We start from the raw sequence: 18955 nt of genomic DNA on the forward strand, positions 1-18955 counted from the left end.
CCTACACCGGAACCGGGATCGAGAGCAGCAGTGACGCCATGACCTGCTCCCCGGTGATCCCGTCCAGTTCCGCTTCGGGACGTAGTTGCAGGCGGTGCCGCAGAGCCGCTACGGCAACCGTTTTCACATCGTCCGGCGTGACGAAACCACGTCCGTTCAACCAGGCCAGGGCCCGGGCCGCGGACATGACCGCGGTGGCACCGCGGGTGGACGCACCGTGCTGGACGGCCGCCGCCGTCCGGGTGGCGCGGCACAGATCGACGATATAGGCCAGTACCTCCGGCCGGACCGTGATCCCCGCGACGGCGGACCGGGCCGCCGCGATATGCGCGGGGCCGGCTACCGGACGCAGCCCGGCCGCGACGAGGTCGCGGGGATCGAAACCCTCGGCATGCCGCTGCAATACGCGGAATTCGTCGTCGCGGTCCGGGAGGTGGATATCGACCTTGAACAGGAAACGGTCCAGTTGCGCCTCGGGCAGCGGATAGGTGCCCTCCTGTTCGATGGGGTTCTGGGTGGCCACCACGACGAACGGATCGGGCAGCGGCCGGGGGAGACCGTCGACCGAAACCTGCCGCTCCTCCATCGATTCCAGCAGCGCCGACTGGGTTTTCGGTGGTGTGCGGTTGATCTCGTCGGCCAGCAGCAGATTGGTGAACACCGGACCGTCGCGGAAGGTGAACTCGGCCGAATGCGGATCGTAGATCTGCGATCCGGTGACATCGGCCGGCATCAGGTCGGGGGTGAACTGCACGCGGCTGTGCCGCAGATCGAGTGCGGTGGCCAGGGCGCGGACGAGCAGCGTCTTCGCCACCCCTGGAACCCCCTCCAGCAGGACGTGGCCGCGGCAGAGCAGGGCCAGCACGAGATACATGACGGCACTGTCGTTACCCACCACCGCCTTGCCGATCTCGGCGCGTAATGCCGCGAACGCCGCAGCTGCCTCGGCCGAGGTGGGCGCCGCGGGACCGCCCGCGCCTGCCTTACTGGTGTCAATGCTGGTCATCCGACCTCCGCTTCGATCCATTCGAGTTGCGCGGCAACGAGTTCCAGAGTGTGCGCATCGGGCACCGGACCGTACAGCGCCGCACCGACGGTGCCCGGATCGGCGCCGATAAGCGCGGCGACCGCCGTCGTCAGTTCCGCCGGGGCGGCCCCGGTACCGAGCGAGCGACGCAGTCTGCGCACGGTCGCGGCGCGCAACACACCCGCGATATGCGCGTGATCGCCGGAACGGCGGTAGAGGCCCGCCTGACCCGACAGCAGTTCATCTGCCGCGACCTCGACCGGCCGGGGTTCGCCCACCACCGTGCCCCGGCGTCGCGCCCGCCACCACACCAGCAGAGCTCCGGCGATCAAGAACTGCAGCCCGCCGAAGGCGAGCCGGTCCGGTGTGCGGTCGAATACGGAATCGCCGCCCGTGGGCCGGGGGAGGTCGGGGTCGTAATCGGGGGGTGGGTCGATCGGTGGCGGATCGGCCGGCGGCACCTCCGGCGGGCGCGGCGCACTGGGCCCGGTACAGCCCTGCAGGACCGCGTACAGCACCAGCAGGATCACCGCGAGTGCGGCGACCGCACCCCAGAAGCGGGGGTCGCGCAGTATCCCGGTCCATTCCCCGGCGGTGCGCCGGGATCGCGACCCGCGCCGCCGGGTTTCGATATCGACCGGTTCGGGCGCCGGAGGCGGTGCGGCCGCGGAGAATCGGTCGGCCTGCGTGAGGCGGCGGTATTCCTCCTCGCGCGCGGCGCGGCCACCGTAGACGACTTCGTCGAAAGCCTGCGCCGCGGCGGGGAGTTCGCCGGTGTGTTCGGCGGGCAGGTTCGCCGCCGCCTCGTGGGAGGTCTCCCGGGCGGTGCGGGATCGGCGTACCTCGAGCAGACCGCGCTGTTCCATACCGCGTAGCACCGCCCGGAAGCGTTCGCGCAGCGCGGTATCGAAATCGCCGTGCGCGGCGGCCCGTTCGGCGGCATTCCCGTGTACCGCGGCGGCATCCAGACCGGGCCGATCCGGGGTTGTGTGATCGGGATCGGTCACCGGCGACCTCCAGTGGGGGCAGGGATCCGGATATCGGCGCCCTCCCGGCGGCAGCGCAGATCGAGATAACCGACCACCCGGGTACTGGACTCCACTACCTCGGTGAAAGCGGCCAGTAGTAGCCCGGCGGTGGTGACCAGGACGAGAAATGCCCAGCGGTGCGTCCCGGAGATATCGCCGACGAAGAGCACCAGGCCCAGCAACGGTGCCGTGAGCAGTGCGAACAACAGGTGCTGGCAGATCCGGAGGCCGGTTCGCTGCATACGCCTGTCCCCGACCAGCACTCCCGACCGCGCCAGCGCCACACCGGCGCCGGCTCCCTCGGCGAACAGCACCGGCACGGCCGCGAGATGACGCGCCCGCAGCCAGGCCAGCCAGACCAGACAGAACGGATAAGTGACGAGGAACCACAGCAGACCGCCGAGGAAGGTGAGCGGGAACAGCAGCCCACTGATACCGAGCACGGCGACCCCTATCGCGGTGAACGACAGCTGGGTGACCAGCAGCGGGCCCAGCCGCGCGACCGTCCGGCGCAGGCTCTCCCGCAGTCCGATCGGGACCAGGCCGACCCGGGCCAGACCCGTGGCGACCGTGACACCGCGCAGGACGAACCGGACGAACCAGGCGGCGGTGAGGGTCGCGAACAGCGCGGCGAGGGCGGTTCCTTTGTCGGAGCCGCCGGTGAGGTGGGAGACCAGCCCGATCGAACCGGCCACCACGAGTTCTCCGGCGACCAGGAGTACCGCGGCACATCCCGCGAGCATGCGGATATCCGCCTGTATCAATGCGAACGGCGCGTCGAGTAGTTCCCGGAAACTCAGCGGGCGGATCGGCACCGTCGCTGTCTGGGGTCGTTCTTCCGGATGTTTTCCCGCCCCGACGGAACCGGCCGTATCAGCGGCAGGCTGCACGCGGCCGAGTCTAATGGCCGCGGTCGGGCGTGGCCCATCCGAAGGACGCGCGCCGCGGGTATGGATACCGGACTACATCCGGCCGGCGGGGTGGGCCGGGTATCGCGAGGAGCGGATCGGCCCCGTGGTGCTCAGCTGCCCGGAGGCAGTTCGCGAAGGCCGGGCTCCGTCCGGGTGTGGCCCGTGGGCAGCGCGGCTGTCGTCGCGGGTTCCAGGTGGGTCGTGGCGGAGACGATGGCGTCGGGGTCCAGGGTGATCTCGGCGTCCGCCGTGGCGCCGCGGTGGCGAGTGGACGGCCGCCGAACCGATCGGGATCCGTCGATATCACTGTCCACACCGACTCGGCGTGCCCGGCGCACAGTGAACGTGATCTCTTCGGCCTCGGTGAGCACATGGCGCGCGGTGCGCAGCGGTTGGCTCGCGGTATCGATGGCGGTATCGATGGCCGAGCTGACGAAACCCGGGACGAGCGGGCGGATCCACCGGGCGGCGGTATCGGTGAACGGAATCGTGCCGATGAGCGGGAGTTCCAGACCGGCCGGCTGCCGGACCGCGACCTCCTTGCCGAGCGGTACCGGTAGGCCCGGCTCCCCGGGCGGCAACGCGTTCTCCCGGATCGGTGGCACGGCGGTGGATTCGGGGCCGCGTTCGGTGACTCCGATCTCCAGCCCGCCGAGCGCGGCGATGACCCGGGTGCGCTGTCGCTCACGATCGATGGTGGTATCGGCTTCGGCCTCCAGTTCGGCCGCGGTGAGCTGCTGATCGGCCCGGACGGCCGCGGTATCGGCGCGGACCGATGCCGCTTTCTCGGCGATCGCCATATCGGCCGCGCGTTCGGCGCGGTCGCGGACAGCCTCGGCGGCCCGGCGCCGCTCCTGTGCGGTCTCCCCGCGCCACCAACGCAGAATCAGCGGCAGCAGCGCCAGTAGTACGAAGACCGACCAGATGAGCAGCCGTAGGGCCGAGGTCCCCAGCTGCCCGGAGGTGTATTCGTGCGCGGCCGACCATCGCGCACCGAGCCCACGATCACCGTCGGCGACCGTCGTCCGCGCCTCGTGCAGCGCCAGGCGGGCATCGGTCACGCGCTGGTCGAGCGGGGCGACGCGCTGCTGCGCCGCGGTCGACGCGGTGCGGGCGTCGTCGAGCATTTCGTCGGCCGTCTGTGCCTCCGGCCCGCGGCCGGGCACCCCGGTGATCTTGGTTTGCGGGCACTGCGGAGTCGGGTTGAACTCACACCGCGCGATGGTCAGGGCGGTGTCGATATCCGTACCGGCCGCCGCGATACTCGCGTCCAGCGCGGTGCGGTCGGCGACGGCACGATCGAGTTCGCCCTGCGCGGTCCGGACGGCCGGTGCGTCGATCACGGCGGCCGCCGCGCGGTCGTCCAGTATCCGGTCCACCGTGCCGCCGAACAGTACGGTGACCGAGACCTCGGCCAGTACGACACCGGCGAGGACAGCGACGCCGATCCGGGTGGCGACGGCCGGGAAGTTGAGTGTTCCGGCGGGCAGATCCGGGCGGGCGGTCGGTTCGGCCCCGGCCAGTGCCCGGCCGAGCAGGCCCGCGAGGATCCCGGCCGCCGACCCGATCGTCGCGACTGCCGCGGGATGTTGATCGGCGGCGCCCATGGCGGCGGCGGTGACCGCGCCCGCGACGAGGGCGAACAGCGCCACCCCCGCGCCCGTGACGGTGTAGCCGGTGCGCTCGTATCCGTCGGCGGTTTCGGCGGGCTGTCCGCCGCCGAGCCAGATGAACATGCCGGTGACGCTCATGGGGCCCATATCCTCTGCAGCTGCCATCGATTCGTTGTCTCAGCGTGACAGGCCACACGCCTGTCCATCGACCCTTGGCGATCGGGTGTGGGGATCTTCACAAGGGGCGCCGGTCAGCATTCCACGACGACCGGGCGGCCGCGTCTCGGGCGCTCCGGCGATATCGCCGAAACGTGCGCTGCCGCAATGGGAACGGTGCGCGATCGAGCCGCGAAAATGTGTTGTAAACCACTCGATACAGCGTTTGCTGATGATGTGCTGTGTATGCGAAACGCAAAAACAGTCCGGACGGTCGGATCATGTCCCGTGCTTGTCACGACGCTGTCACGAACATCTCACCGAGGCGCGCAACAGTTAGCCGCACGCTGATGGGTTTGCCTTCCGGCGCAGTCGGGAATTCATCTTCGATGCAGGTGAGCGTGGGTTCGGCAGATGCGGCGTGGCATCGCGAAAGGCTCGCGATCATGGGATCGCCGCTGTTCGGAGGGCCGATCCGGGATCGATTCGCCCCGGAATGCTGCTTTACACTAGAAAACGCGCATATGTGGAGGAACGAATGAAGAAGCCCAGCTAGATCCGATTATTAGGGCAACCTTGGTTGGTTGGGTCCCGGACCTGGCTTATCGTTTGCTCTTACGCCGCACATACCAATGTCCGGCCGAGGGCAAGCTCGGGCGACCACCGATCAAGCCAGCCTAGCGGGCGAAATCCCGCTCCCGAGTTCCGAACGCGTAAGCGTTTCGTTACCGGCGGGTACCTGCGCACAGCGACAGGTGGAAAAACTTCAGACGTGACTGCACGCCGAACACCATCAGCGCGGCTGGTGTCGGCCAACGTACGAACGCAGTCCAAGTACGGAGCGTTCGACAGTACCGGCGTTCGACAGGGCGTTCTCGCAACAGGCCGCACCACGTCGAGGTCGACTTTTTCGAAGGCAGAGGCATGACGCAACTACCTGGCCACAGGTCCCCCGGACCCATCGGGCTCTACGACCCGGCGAACGAACACGACGCCTGTGGTGTCGCGTTCGTCGGTGATATGCACGGCCGCCGCAGCCGTGACATCGTCGACAAGGCTATTACGGCCCTGTTGAATCTGGAGCACCGCGGTGCCGCGGGCGCCGAGCCGAACTCCGGCGACGGCGCGGGCATCCTCATCCAGGTACCCGACCGGTTCTTCCGGGCAGTCGTCGACTTCGACCTGCCGACGGAGGGCTCCTACGCCACCGGTATCGCTTTCCTGCCCCAGGCCCGGCGCGAGGCCGCGCGGGCCTGCTACGGCGTCGAGAAGATCGTCAAGGAAGAGGGCCTGACGGTCCTGGGCTGGCGTGAGGTCCCGATCGACGAATCGTCGCTCGGCGCGCTCTCCCGCGATGCCATGCCGCTGTTCCGGCAGGTGTTCATCGCCTCCCCCGCCGATGCGGCCGAACCGCTCTCCGGAATGGATCTCGAGCGGCGCGCCTACGTCGTACGCAAGCGGATCGAGCACGAACTCGGTCGCGCGGGTGCGGGTGAGGGCTCGGTCGGCAAGGAATCGGTCTACTTCCCGAGCCTGTCCGGTCAGACTTTCGTCTACAAGGGTATGTTCACCACCCCGCAGCTGCGGGCCTTCTACCTGGACCTGCAGGACGACCGGGTCGAGAGCGCCCTGGGCATTGTGCACTCCCGGTTCTCCACCAACACTTTCCCGTCCTGGCCGCTGGCCCACCCGTTCCGCCGGGTCGCGCACAACGGTGAGATCAACACCGTCGCCGGTAACGAGAACTGGATGCGGGCCCGCGAGGCGCTGCTGCGTTCGGATATCTTCGGCAAGGATTCGGCCGGTAAGAACCGGCTGGAGAAGATCTTCCCGGTCTGTACGCCCGGGGCCAGCGATACCGCCCGCTTCGACGAGGTGCTGGAACTGCTCCACCTCGGTGGCCGCAGCCTGCCGCACGCGGTCCTGATGATGATCCCGGAAGCCTGGGAACGCAACGAGAACATGGACGCCGAACGCCGGGCGTTCTACGAGTACCACTCGATGCTGATGGAGCCGTGGGACGGCCCCGCCTCGGTGTGCTTCACCGACGGCACCGTTATCGGCGCCGTGCTGGACCGCAACGGGCTGCGCCCGAGCCGGATCTGGGTCACCGACGACGGCCTCGTGGTGATGGCCTCCGAGGTCGGTGTCCTCGATATCGACCAATCCAAGGTCGTCCGCAAGATCCGTCTCCAGCCCGGTCGGATGTTCCTGGTGGATACCGCCCAGGGGCGGATCGTCGGTGACGACGAGATCAAATCCCAGCTGGCCGCCGAACATCCCTACAAGGAATGGCTCGACGAGGGCATCAAGAACCTCTCCGACCTCCCGGACCGGCCGCATATCCATATGTCGCACGATCGCGTGCTGATCCGGCAGCAGATCTTCGGGTACAGCCTCGAGGAACTGAACCTGCTGATCTCGCCGATGGCCAGGACCGGTGCCGAAGCGCTGGGCTCGATGGGCACCGATACCCCGATCGCCGTGTTGTCGGCGCGCCCGCGGCTGCTGTTCGACTACTTCTCCCAGCAGTTCGCCCAGGTCACCAACCCGCCGCTGGATGCCATCCGCGAAGAGGTGGTCACCAGCCTGCGCCGTCATATCGGCCCGGAATCCGATCTGCTGCATCCCAGCCCGGAGTCCTGTCGTCAGATCGTCATCCAGCAGCCGATCATCGACAACGACGAACTGGCGAAACTGGTCCATATCAACGACGACGGCAGTCAGCGCGGCCTGCGCTCGGTGGTCGTGCGCGGCCTGTACGAGGTCGCGGCCGGGGGCGAGGGTCTGCGCCGGGCGCTGGACGCGATCAACACCCAGGTCTCGGCGGCCATCGACGGCGGCGCCCGGATCATCGTGCTCTCCGACCGTGAATCCAACGAGAAGCTCGCGCCGATCCCGTCGCTGCTGCTCACCTCGTCGGTGCACCACCATCTCGTCCGGGAGCGCACCCGCACCATGGTCGGCCTGGTGGTCGAAGCCGGCGATGCCCGCGAGGTGCACCATATGGCCACGCTGGTCGGTTTCGGCGCGGCCGCGATCAACCCCTACATGGCCTTCGAGTCGATCGAGGACATGCTGGAACGGGGTGCCCTGGAGGTTCCCGGTAGCACCGGTGACCTGGCGGCCGACTACCGCAAGGCCGTCGCGAACTACAACAAGGCCGCCAGTAAAGGTGTGCTGAAGGTGATGTCCAAGATGGGCATCTCCACCGTCGCCTCCTACAACGGCGCGCAGCTGTTCCAGGTGATCGGCCTGTCGCAGGAACTGGTGGACGAGTACTTCACCGGTCTGCGTTCGCATCTGGACGGTATCGGTCTCGACGAGATCGCCGCCGATGTGGCGGCCCGGCACTCGATCGCCTTCCTGGAGAACCGCAACGAGCGCGCGCACCGTGAGCTCGAAGTCGGTGGTGAGTACCAGTGGCGTCGCGAGGGCGAATACCACCTGTTCAACCCGGACACCGTCTTCAAACTGCAGCATGCCACCCGCAGCGGGCAGTACTCGATCTTCAAGGAGTACACCAAGCTGGTCGACGACCAGTCCGAGCGGCTGGCCTCGCTGCGCGGTCTGTTCAAGTTCAAGAAGGGCGCGCGCTCCCCGATTCCGATCGAGGAGGTCGAGCCCGCCGCCGATATCGTGAAGCGATTCTCGACCGGTGCGATGAGCTACGGCTCCATCTCGGCCGAGGCACACGAAACTCTGGCCATCGCGATGAACCGGCTCGGTGGCCGTTCCAACTCCGGTGAGGGCGGCGAATCGCCGGCCCGGTTCGAGCCGGAGGACAACGGTGACTGGCGGCGCAGCGCGATCAAGCAGGTGGCCTCGGGCCGCTTCGGCGTGACCGCGCACTATCTGACCAACTGCACCGATATCCAGATCAAGATGGCCCAGGGTGCCAAGCCCGGCGAGGGCGGGCAGTTGCCCGCGCACAAGGTGTACCCGTGGGTCGCCGAGGTCCGCCACTCCACGCCGGGTGTCGGCCTGATCTCGCCGCCGCCGCATCACGATATCTACTCCATCGAGGATCTGGCGCAGCTCATCCACGACCTGAAGAACGCGAATCCGCAGGCGCGGATCCATGTGAAGCTGGTCGCCGAGCCCGGCGTCGGCACCGTCGCGGCGGGTGTGTCCAAGGCGCACGCCGATGTGGTGCTCATCTCCGGCCACGACGGCGGTACCGGTGCCTCCCCGCTCACCTCGCTCAAGCACGCCGGTGGCCCCTGGGAACTCGGCCTCGCCGAAACCCAGCAGACCCTGCTGCTCAACGGTCTGCGCGACCGGATCGTGGTGCAGGTCGACGGTCAGATGAAGACCGGCCGCGATGTGATGATCGCTGCCCTGCTGGGCGCCGAGGAGTACGGTTTCGCGACCGCGCCGCTGGTCGTCTCGGGCTGCATCATGATGCGCGTCTGCCACCTCGACACCTGCCCGGTGGGTGTGGCGACCCAGAACCCGGTGCTGCGCGAACGCTTCACCGGTAAGGCCGAGTTCGTCGTGAACTTCTTCATGTACATCGCCGAGGAAGTCCGGGAACTGCTGGCGGAACTCGGTTTCCGTACCCTGGACGAGGCCATCGGCCGAGTGGATCTGCTCGATACCGGTAAGGCCAAGCGGCACTGGAAGGCGAGCAAACTGGATCTGTCGCCCATCCTCGACGATGTCGAGACGGCGTTCATGTTCCAGGACCGCCACCGGACCAAGGAACAGGACCACGGTCTGGACAAGGCACTGGACAACGAGCTCATCGCGCAGAGCCGCGACGCGCTCGAATTCGGTAAACCGGTCCGGATCGATACCAAGATCACGAATGTGAACCGCACGGTCGGTACCATGCTCGGCCACGAGGTCACCAAGCTCTACGGTGGCGCCGGTCTGCCCGACGACACCATCGACATCACGCTCACCGGCTCGGCCGGTAACAGCTTCGGTGCGTTCGTCCCCGCCGGTATCACCCTGCGGGTGCAGGGCGACGCGAACGACTATGTCGGCAAGGGTCTTTCGGGGGGCCACCTGGTGGTCCGCCCGGCGCCCAACGCCCCGGCCGATTTCCGGGCCGAGGAGAACATCATCGCCGGTAACGTCATCCTGTTCGGCGCGACCAGCGGCCAGGCGTTCATCGGCGGTGTGGTCGGCGAACGGTTCGCCGTGCGCAACTCCGGTGCCACCGCGGTGGTCGAGGGCGTCGGTGACCACGCCTGCGAGTACATGACCGGTGGCCGGGTCGTCATCCTGGGCGATACCGGACGCAATTTCGGTGCCGGTATGTCCGGCGGCCTGGCGTTCGTCTACGACCCCGACGGCACCTTCGCCGGCCGGCTCAACCCGGAACAGGCCGAGGCCGTCGAAGCGCTGTCCGGTGACGATTTCACCTGGCTGCGCGACATCATCGGCCAGCACCGCGACCAGACCGGCTCGGCGGTGGCCGAACGGATCTTGGGCGATTGGTCGCAGCAGGTCAACCACTTTGTAAAGGTCATGCCGCGCGAGTACAAGAAGGTGCTGCTCGCCATCTCCGAGGCCGAGAAGAGCGGTAAAGATGTCGATGAGGCGATCATGGAGGCCGCTCGTGGCTAGTAAGAAAATTCCGGTGGCAGCGTCGATGGGGCGCTTTGACCATACGAGGCCGCTAGTGGCTGGTAAGAAAATTCCGCAGGTGGCGTCGACGAGGCGCTGTGACTATTCGGGGGCCGCTCGTGGGTGACACCCAAGGATTTCTGAAGCACACGTCCCGGGAGCTACCCGAACGCCGTCCGGTGCCATTGCGGCTGATGGACTGGAAAGAGGTCTACCAGGAGGGTTTTCCGCATCAGACCCTGCAGCGGCAGGCCAGCCGCTGTATGGACTGCGGTATCCCGTTCTGCCACAACGGCTGCCCGCTGGGGAACCTGATTCCCGAATGGAACGACCTGGTCCACAAGGACCGCTGGCGCGAGGGTATCGACCGGCTGCACGCGACCAACAACTTCCCGGAGTTCACCGGGCGGCTGTGCCCGGCGCCGTGTGAGGCCTCCTGTGTGCTCGGGATCAATCAGGATCCGGTGACCATCAAGCAGGTCGAGGTCGAGATCATCGAGAACGCCTTCGACGAAGGCTGGGTCGCGCCGGTCTACCCGACGCGGCTCACCGGTAAGAAGGTCGCCGTCGTGGGGTCCGGCCCCGCGGGCCTGGCCGCCGCGCAGCAGCTCACCCGGGCCGGCCACACCGTCACCGTTTTCGAGCGGGCCGACCGTATCGGCGGTCTGATGCGGTACGGCATCCCGGAATTCAAGATGGAGAAGCGTTTCATCGATCGGCGGCTGGCGCAGATGGAGGCCGAGGGCACCATCTTCAAGGCCGGCGTGAACGTCGGTGTCGATATCACCGCCGACGATCTGCGCGAGAAGTTCGACGCGGTGGTTCTCGCCGGTGGCGCCACCCAGGCCCGCGATCTGCCCATCCCGGGTCGCGAACTCGAGGGTATTCACCAGGCCATGGAGTTCCTGCCCTGGGCCAACCGGGTGCAGCACGGTGACGCGGTGACCGACGACAACGGTCTGCCGCCGATCCACGCGCACGGTAAGAAGGTCGTCATCATCGGCGGCGGTGACACCGGCGCCGACTGCCTGGGCACTTCGCACCGGCAGGGTGCGGCCAGTGTGCACCAGTTCGAGATCATGCCGCGGCCGCCGGAAGAGCGCGCCGGGTCCACTCCGTGGCCGACCTACCCGCTGATGTACCGGGTCTCCTCGGCGCACGAAGAAGGCGGCGAGCGGGTGTTCTCGGTGAACACCGAACGTTTCGTCGGTGCGGACGGCAAGGTCACCGGGCTCGACGCACACGAGGTCAAGATGGTCAGCGGCCGTTTCGAGAAGGTCGAGGGCACCGAGTTCACCCTCGAGGCCGATCTGGTGCTGCTGGCCATGGGCTTCGTCGGTCCCGACAAGCCCGGTCTGCTCACCGATCTCGGTGTCGGCTACGACCAGCGCGGCAATGTGCAGCGGGACAAGAACTGGGCCACCAATATCCCCGGTGTCTTCGTCGCCGGTGATATGGGCCGGGGCCAGTCCCTGATCGTCTGGGCGATCGCCGAGGGACGGGCCGCCGCGTCGGCGGTCGACAAGTACCTGGAGGGCGAGACCGCGCTTCCGGCGCCGATCCCGCCGACCGCTGTCGCTCAGCGCTGATTTCGATTCGGCGGTGACGAACTGCTGAATCGAGGGCTCCGCAGCACAATCGAATACATCACGGCGCGGTGTCCGGCGGAAGGTTTCCGTCGGGCACCGCGCAGTTTTGTCCGGGTGCGGGAGAAATCGGTGCTCCTGCCCTCCGCGGTATTGCGCTCCCCGGATATCTCCGGAGGTCGGAACGAGGGTTGGGCTGGCGATACCGAGATCGTCGCTCTATTGTTACTTCTGGTGTGTCCCGGTACGAGATCGTGATCCGATCGTGTAATTGTGACGCGTGGTTGTTGTTCACCTGTTACACACATCGGTGTCATCGACCGGGTTCAGCATCTTGGCGATGACTTAAACGGGAGTGTCCCGACCAGGGGCCAGGGTTGACTGGAGCAGAATGCAGTTCAAAAGGGTTGCCGCGGCGCTGGGTGCCTGTGCGGCGGTTGCGTCGGGATTGGCGTTCGGAGGATCAACGGCCTCGGCCGATCCCGGATGCCCGAGTCTGTACGTAGTAGCCATTCCCGGGACCTGGGAAACCGGCCACGACAAACGCCCCACACCGGGCATGCTCGCCCGGGTGACCAACGGCCTACCGTCTTCGGCCGAGGTCGATTATGTGACCTACGCGGCCACCGCTTTCCCCTGGGAAGGCGATATCTACGCCGACTCCAAGAAGGAGGCGGTATCCAATGCCCGTGGCATGATCACGAATATGGCCGAGCGCTGCGGCGCGACCAAGGTCGCGCTCGTGGGTTACAGCCAGGGCGCCGATGCCGCCGGTGATCTCGCCGCCGAGATCGGCACGGGCCTGGGCCCGATCCGGCCCGAACGTATCGCGGGTGTCGGCCTGATCTCCGATCCGCGTCGTGCCCCCGGCGATACCCAGGTCGGGCCGCCCGCACCGGGCGCCGGAGCCGGTGGCCCCCGGGTCGGCGGATTCGGCTGGGTCAGTGACCGTACGCGTACGGTGTGCATCCCCGACGATCTCTACTGCGCCACCGCGTCGGACGATTTCATCACCCGGTTCGCGGGTTTCCTCGCGCAGAGCTCCGACGCCAACCCCGCCAATATCTGGCGTTACCAGATGGAGGTCGGTGCCATCGTCAGTGACCTGGTGGCCAACGGCGGTCTGCCGACGCTGCAGGCTCAGCTGACCGAAGGTGCCAACGAGCAGCGCGTCAAGGACCTCGACACCTTCTACCGGTCCGAGTCGCATCACTCCTACGGCAGCTACAAGGTCGGTGGCGGCCAGACCGCGCTGTCCTGGATGCACGACTGGATCGCCGGAATGGCCTGATCAGCCGGAGATATTGCGGGGGAGCAATTCCCAGACATGTCCGTTCTCGTTCACGGTCGCCGCGGTGCGGCGACCGGTCCGGGAGAACAGGATCCGGGTGATCGAGCAGTAATCGATCGGGAAGGTCAACGGGCGGGCCAGGCCGAGAATGTCCTGCAGGGTCACGTTGATGACACCGCCGTGTGCGAAGACCACCACGGTATCGGCCGCGGGCGTGGTGGAGGCGATCTCGGTGATCGCGTCGTGCACCCGGCTACGGAACGCATCCGCGTCGATCTGCGGCGGCAGATGGCCGGCCTTGATCCGGTCGTAGGTGTCGCGGAATTCCACCTTGGCGTCCTCGATCGGGATATACGACGGTAGTTCCCGGTCGTATTCGGCCAGATCGTCCATGATGTCGACGTCGAGACCCAGTTTCGCGGCGGTCGGCACGGCGGTTTCGCGGGCCCGGCGTTGCGGGCTGCTGATCACCCGGACGATGCGATGCGGTTCCAGGGCGGCCGGTACCCGTTCGGCCTGCTCAACTCCGACAGACGCGAGGCCGGGGTCGGCCGCTTGTCCGGCATTGTCGACCCGGAGCGGTTGGCCATGGCGAACGAGTATCAATTGCACGGGTCCACTCTGCCCCATCGACCCGGCGGATCGGCATCGAGGTCAGGGTGGGGGCACCGGCCTCGCCGGGCACCGGTAGCACTGGAGCGGCGCCGGGCAAGGGCAGAACCCGGGGGTATTCGAAAGCAAAGGGCCCGGTCCGCCGTGATCACGGCGAACCGGGCCCTTTGTGTCCGGCGGAGAATTACTGCCCGGAGGGCGGGTACGGCGGCTGACCGCCCTGCGGGGGGTAGTTGGGGTCCGATGGGTATCCGCCCTGTTGCGGGTATCCGCCCTGCTGGGGATATCCACCTTGTTGCGGGTATCCACCTTGTTGCGGGTATCCACCTTGCTGGGGGTATCCGCCCTGCTGGGGATATCCGCCCTGCGGAGGGTATCCGCCCTGCGGCGGCTGGCCCGGCTGCGGGAACTGGCCCGGGGAGTTGTTGTCGCTCTTCTTCTTGCGGGCGAGCACGACGATCGCCACGATGACGACCACTACGAGCACGCAGCAGATCAGGCCGAACAAGCCGAAGCCGCCGCCCTTGCCCTTGCTCTTCCGACGAGCGGTCAGATCGACCGCGGACGCCAGCGTATCGGTGCTCGCCCAGGCCGAATAGTCCACCTGGCCGGCGTGGGTGAGCAAGTCCACGTAACTCAAAACGAACCCCGTTCCGAAAGTAGGCCCCTCCTCCTGGGGCCGAAGTCACTACACCGTACTTCCCCGACTCACGCGTGGGAAACATTCCGCGCAGCCGATCGGTGCGCACCGGCCGGCGTGCGCCGACCGGTCACCGCGGCCTGACCAGCGGGAAGGGCTGGGTCTCCCGGAGTGCCCGGCCGGTCAGCAGCGTGATCACCCGGTCCACGCCGATACCGAGCCCCCCGGTGGGTGGCATGGCATGTTCGAGTGCGCACAGGAACTCCTCGTCGAGTTCCATCGCCACCTGACCGCCGTCGGCCGCGATCCGTGATTGGGCGGCGAGGCGGCGCCGCTGCTCCACCGGATCGGTGAGTTCGCTGGACCCGGAAGCGAGTTCGATTCCCCACGCCACCAGATCCCAGCGTTCGGCCAGGGTTCGGTCCCGGCGGTCCGGCCGGGCCAGCGGTGAGACCGAACTCGGGAAGTCCGTATAGAAGGTCGGTTCCCGGGTGGCTTCGACGATCAGCCGCTCGTAGAGCGCATACGCGGTGCGTCCCGCATCCCAGTTCGGCTGAGCGACGATATCGGCCTTCTCGCACAGTTCCCGCAGGTCCGGTAGTGGCGTCCGTGGTGTGATCTCGATTCCGAACTCCTCCGTCAGCGCCCGGTACATCGACCGCACCCGCCATTCCCCGGAGATATCCACCGCGTGCAGCGAACCGTCCGGGGTCGGGCGCATGGCGATCATCGAATCGTTCGCGGCGAGCGCGGCCTGCTGGACCAGTTGCCGGCACAGGGTCATCATGCGCCGATGATCGCTGTGCGCCTCGTAGGCCTCGAGCAGGGTGAATTCGGGCAGCTGGTGTGTATCGGCGCGGGCGTTGCGGAAACCGGGGCCCAGCTCGAACAGTTTCTCCACACCGCCGACACACAATCTTTTCAGTGACAGCTCCGGTGCGGCCCGCAGATGCAGATCGGTGTTGTCGGCATCGATATGGGTGCGCAGGCTGCGGGTGGCCGAGCCGCCGGGCCCGTGCTGCAGAACCGGTGTCGTGACCTCCAGGAAACCGCAATCGTGCAGGGCATCGCGCAGGGCACGCAGTACCGCGCTGCGCCGGGCCAGCAGTTCCCGTGCCTCCCGGTCGATCATGAGGTCCAGATAGCCGCGGCGCATCCGGACCTCCGGGTCGCTGAGGCCGTGCCATTTGTCGGGCAGCGGATGCAGGCATTTCCCGAGCATCCGCCAATCCGCCACCAGCAGGGACAGTTCGCCGCGCCGACTGTAACCGAGCTGGCCGCTCACCGATACGAGATCACCGAGATCGACGAGTTCGCCGAATTCGTCCAGGCGCTGCCGGCCGAGCCGATCGCGGTCGAGCAGTAGCTGGATATCGCTGGTCCAGTCCCGGACCACCGCGAAGATCACGCCACCGTAGTCGCGGCGCCGCAACAGCCGACCGGAAACGCGGACAGTGGTACCGCGCGGTGTGCGCCGGGCCGCGGCCACGGTATGCGTCGGGGGATAGGGCAGCGGGTACGGGTCGATATTCGCGTCGGCGAGCCGGTCCAGCTTCCCGGTCCGTACCCGCACCTGTTCGGGGCGATGCGCGGGGAGGCGTTCCGGTTCGGACTCCCGGATCTCGGCATGCGCGCCGGAAGGTGCGGGGGCGGGGTGCTCGGGCGCGGTGCGGTGGCGTCCGGTGAAGGTGAACGCCGTGGATCGTGTATCCGAACCGGGCATCAGGCCTTCGGCGTACGCCGCGGCGACAGCGATTCGCGCGAGATCACGCGGGGTATCACACAGGACGTAGCGGGGTACCCAGCGCGGCTGGTACCGCATACTGGCCCGATGCAGCCGGGCCGACTGCCACCATCGGGAAAACGCCAGGGGCAGAGTGCGCGCGCTCCCTACGATCCCGGCCGCGGTGCGCAGCGCCGCCAGCGGTGCGCGCGATACCGGCCGCCGATATCCGTGGTCCGCCGACTCGAACACCGACCGGAACAGTGTGAAGCTCAACGACACCTGGTGGACGCCGTGCTGTTCGGCACGTAGTGCGAATTCGGCGATCAGCAGATCCGTGATCTCCGCGGGACTGCCCGGTGCCCGGCGGAGCAATTCCAGTGTCGCGCCGCTCTTCCCCCACGGGACCAGCGACAGCAGGCCCAGCACCCGTTCGTCGGTATCGACCGCCTCGACGAGCAGACAGTCACCGTCCCGGCGGTCGCCGAGCCGGCCCAGTGGCAGCGGATAACCACGTTCTGTCTCGCTGTGCCGCCACTCCTCGGCGCACAGGGTGAGCCGGGCCAGCTCGGCGGTCCCGATATCGCGATGGCGGCGGATCCGTACGGTCACACCTTGTTTGCGGAGTCGGGCCACGGACTGCCGGACCGGCTGGAGTTCCGGTGCCGCCAGGGAGAAGCTGCGGGTGTCGAGGACGGCCTCGGCTCCGGCGCTCACCGAGATGAGCCCGGCGCGCTGGTATACGGGTACGGCGGCTTCACCTGCCCCGATCACCGCGACCCGCCAGCCGAAACCGCGCGCGTAGCGCAGCCAGGTCTCGACCGCCTGCGGCCAGGAGTCACGCGCTCCGATCGGATCGCCGAGGGCAAGGCAGATACCGTGCTCCACCCGGTAGCCGATGGCCGCTCTGCCGTTCGGTGTGAAGATCAGTTCCCGGTCTCGGCGGGTCGCGAGATAGTCGATCGAACCGGTGGGGTCCGGACCTTCCAGCAGATCGCGTAGTGCCGACTCGTCCGCGTCGGTGAGTGCGTATTCCGTTCGGCGGGTGCGGTGCAGGACCAGTACCGCCGCCGCGAACACCAGCGCACCGAACAGTCCGACCAGGAACTGGGCCTGGAACGGCGGTGCTCCGGCCGAGACCGCCGACCCGGGTACGAGATTCACGGTGAGTTCGGAGACCACCCATCGTGCGCGCTGCCCCGCCGAGGACAGTGATCCCGGAAACACCTGGACCACAGCCCAACCGGTGATTATCGCCAGTACCAGGCCCGCGGCCAGGGACAACGCCGCCGGGCGGGGTGCGCAGCGCCGGAACCGCGCACCGAATTCCGAACGGCTCAGGATCAGCAGCAACAGCGCGGCCGAGTGGGCCAGCGCGGCGACCACGGCATGCCTGTCGTGCGTGCGCGCGATATCGGTCAGGTTCACCGGGATCCAGCTCGCCAGATAGAGCACCGCCGCCCACCAGGCCACCCGCTTGTGTCCGGCCAGTCCGATCGCCAGCCAGCCCGTCAGCCCGGCCCACAGCAGATTGGTATCCGGCGCGTACAGGTAGTACCGATCCAGATAGCCCCGGACACCGTCGAGCGCCGCCGAGAGCGCCGGGGACAGGCTCCATAGCAGGCAGGCGGTCGCGAGCACGCCCGATACCGCTGCGGCGACACGCGGTTTCGCCGCGAACCGCCCGGGCGTGCCGGATCGGCCGGGTGCTTGGGGGTGTCGCGGTTCCTGCGTGGATATCACCGTTCCAGTCTGACGCCAGGAATCACCGAATCATGGCTGTGGCCCCGCGTGTTAGCGGTATATCGGACCGGAAACGCACGTATTTCCCTGTGTGCGGGCACGGTTGGCCGATATGGGAAACCGGGTCCCGGGCGTGGCGCGCGAAGTTGCCCCGAAATGTCGGAAAAGTCTTGTTGTCGTATAGCCGACGAGGTTCACTCGACTGATTACCGGGGCCGGTCGGAATGCGTTGTGACCGGGGGAGTAAGCATGAACCTATGTCGGATCCCATCGATGTGCCGATCGACGATGACGCCATACGGCTCGGACAGTTCCTGAAACTGGCCTCTCTTATCGAATCCGGGTCGGAAGCCAAAACCGTTATCGCGGCCGGACTGGTGCGAGTGAACGACGAGGTCGAATTGCGCCGCGGCCGGCAATTGCAGGTCGGCGACGTGGTCGCCATCGCCGGTCATTCAGCGCGGGTGAGCGCCGGATAGTTCACGGCCGCGGCGCTCGGCCGCCGGAGTATCAGGGCTCGGCGCGGACCACGATGCCGTCGTGATCGCTGTAGAGCATCTCGCCGGGCGTGAAAGTCGTGCCGCCGAACTCCACCGGGACGTTCTTCTCGCCGCTACCGGTCTGCGTGCTCTTGCGCGGATTGGTACCCAGCGCCTTCACGCCGATCTCGAGGGTCCGCAGAATCGCGGAATCGCGGACCGCGCCGTTCACCACGACCCCGGCCCATCCGTTGTCGACTCCGCGGCCGGCGATGATATCGCCCACCAGGGCGGTGTGCACGCTCGCCCCGCCGTCGACAACCAGCACCTGCCCGGCACCGGGTTCACCGAGCGTCTGTTTGACCAGCAGATTGTCCTGGAAACAGCGGATCGTGACGATCCGGCCGGCGAAGACCTGACGGCCGCCGAACTGGATGAACTGGGTGTCACAACTGCGGATATCGGGGCCGATCTCGTCGGCGAGATCCGCGGTGGCCACCTGCTGCTCTGATTCGGTCACGTTTGTCGATTGTGCCGGGTGGAACGCCGCAGTGGGTACCGACCCCCGG

At 67.4% G+C, this 18955-nt stretch carries 12 protein-coding genes; 4 read left to right on the forward strand and 8 right to left on the reverse strand.

Annotated features, from left to right (window positions below; translation table 11 throughout):
* Position 1: 1 nt before the first annotated feature.
* From ACWEWT_RS29435 to ACWEWT_RS29450, 4 genes are all read right to left on the reverse strand, one after another.
* Positions 2–1006 carry an AAA family ATPase gene (locus ACWEWT_RS29435; protein ID WP_452563813.1) on the reverse strand — a complete coding sequence of 335 codons (1005 nt, stop codon included), beginning with the start codon at positions 1004–1006 and terminating at the stop codon, positions 2–4.
* On the reverse strand, positions 1003–2034 hold the full coding sequence (locus ACWEWT_RS29440) for a DUF4129 domain-containing protein (RefSeq protein WP_452563815.1): 1032 nt from the start codon (positions 2032–2034) through the stop codon (positions 1003–1005). The genes ACWEWT_RS29435 and ACWEWT_RS29440 overlap by 4 nt, the downstream gene beginning before the upstream one ends.
* Entirely contained in the window at positions 2031–2945 is a 915-nt protein-coding gene (locus ACWEWT_RS29445) for a hypothetical protein (protein ID WP_452563817.1), read from the reverse strand. Before ACWEWT_RS29445 ends, ACWEWT_RS29440 begins: the two co-directional genes overlap by 4 nt.
* Positions 2946–3076: 131 nt before the next feature.
* Positions 3077–4744: a DUF4407 domain-containing protein gene (locus ACWEWT_RS29450; protein WP_452563819.1), complete on the reverse strand. Its 1668-nt coding sequence runs from the start codon at positions 4742–4744 to the stop codon at positions 3077–3079.
* A 915-nt stretch (positions 4745–5659) separates the two neighbouring features.
* On the opposite strand from ACWEWT_RS29450, the gene gltB reads away from it, so the two are divergent.
* The 3 genes from gltB to ACWEWT_RS29465 all read left to right on the forward strand — a co-directional run bounded on the left by gltB (position 5660) and on the right by ACWEWT_RS29465 (position 13189).
* On the forward strand, positions 5660–10312 hold the full coding sequence (gltB, locus tag ACWEWT_RS29455; RefSeq protein ID WP_452563821.1) for a glutamate synthase large subunit: 4653 nt from the start codon (positions 5660–5662) through the stop codon (positions 10310–10312).
* 119 nt (positions 10313–10431) lie between these two features.
* Entirely contained in the window at positions 10432–11901 is a 1470-nt protein-coding gene (locus ACWEWT_RS29460) for a glutamate synthase subunit beta (protein ID WP_452563822.1), read from the forward strand.
* A 388-nt stretch (positions 11902–12289) separates the two neighbouring features.
* On the forward strand, positions 12290–13189 hold the full coding sequence (locus ACWEWT_RS29465; RefSeq protein ID WP_452563824.1) for a cutinase family protein: 900 nt from the start codon (positions 12290–12292) through the stop codon (positions 13187–13189).
* Here ACWEWT_RS29465 and ACWEWT_RS29470 read toward each other — a convergent pair whose 3' ends face one another.
* From ACWEWT_RS29470 to lysX, 3 genes are all read right to left on the reverse strand, one after another.
* Positions 13190–13819 (reverse strand): histidine phosphatase family protein, encoded by a 630-nt coding sequence (locus tag ACWEWT_RS29470; protein ID WP_452563825.1) that lies wholly within the window; start codon positions 13817–13819, stop codon positions 13190–13192.
* 166 nt (positions 13820–13985) lie between these two features.
* Positions 13986–14441, reverse strand: coding sequence for a hypothetical protein (locus ACWEWT_RS29475; protein WP_452563827.1), 456 nt, complete (start codon positions 14439–14441; stop codon positions 13986–13988).
* Positions 14442–14571: 130 nt separating this feature from the next.
* Complete coding sequence (gene lysX, locus ACWEWT_RS29480) at positions 14572–17907, reverse strand: bifunctional lysylphosphatidylglycerol synthetase/lysine--tRNA ligase LysX (protein ID WP_452563828.1); 3336 nt, start codon at positions 17905–17907, stop codon at positions 14572–14574.
* 257 nt (positions 17908–18164) lie between these two features.
* Here lysX and ACWEWT_RS29485 point away from each other — a divergent pair, with 257 nt between their 5' ends.
* Positions 18165–18386, forward strand: coding sequence for an RNA-binding S4 domain-containing protein (locus ACWEWT_RS29485; protein ID WP_452563830.1), 222 nt, complete (start codon positions 18165–18167; stop codon positions 18384–18386).
* Positions 18387–18417: 31 nt separating this feature from the next.
* Here ACWEWT_RS29485 and rraA read toward each other — a convergent pair whose 3' ends face one another.
* A complete protein-coding gene (gene rraA / locus ACWEWT_RS29490) occupies positions 18418–18906 on the reverse strand; it encodes a ribonuclease E activity regulator RraA (RefSeq protein ID WP_452563832.1) in 489 nt (162 codons plus the stop codon).
* Positions 18907–18955 lie beyond the last annotated feature (49 nt).

The organism is Nocardia sp. NPDC003963, from assembly GCF_053605105.1.

Coding starts and splice junctions, on each gene's coding strand:
- ACWEWT_RS29435 (WP_452563813.1), bottom strand. CDS start 1,006: ATGACCAGCATTGACACCAGTAAGGCAGGCGCGGGCGGTCCCGCGGCG.
- ACWEWT_RS29470 (WP_452563825.1), bottom strand. CDS start 13,819: ATGGGGCAGAGTGGACCCGTGCAATTGATACTCGTTCGCCATGGCCAA.
- ACWEWT_RS29485 (WP_452563830.1), top strand. CDS start 18,165: ATGTCGGATCCCATCGATGTGCCGATCGACGATGACGCCATACGGCTC.
- ACWEWT_RS29450 (WP_452563819.1), bottom strand. CDS start 4,744: ATGGCAGCTGCAGAGGATATGGGCCCCATGAGCGTCACCGGCATGTTC.
- ACWEWT_RS29465 (WP_452563824.1), top strand. CDS start 12,290: ATGCAGTTCAAAAGGGTTGCCGCGGCGCTGGGTGCCTGTGCGGCGGTT.
- gltB (WP_452563821.1), top strand. CDS start 5,660: ATGACGCAACTACCTGGCCACAGGTCCCCCGGACCCATCGGGCTCTAC.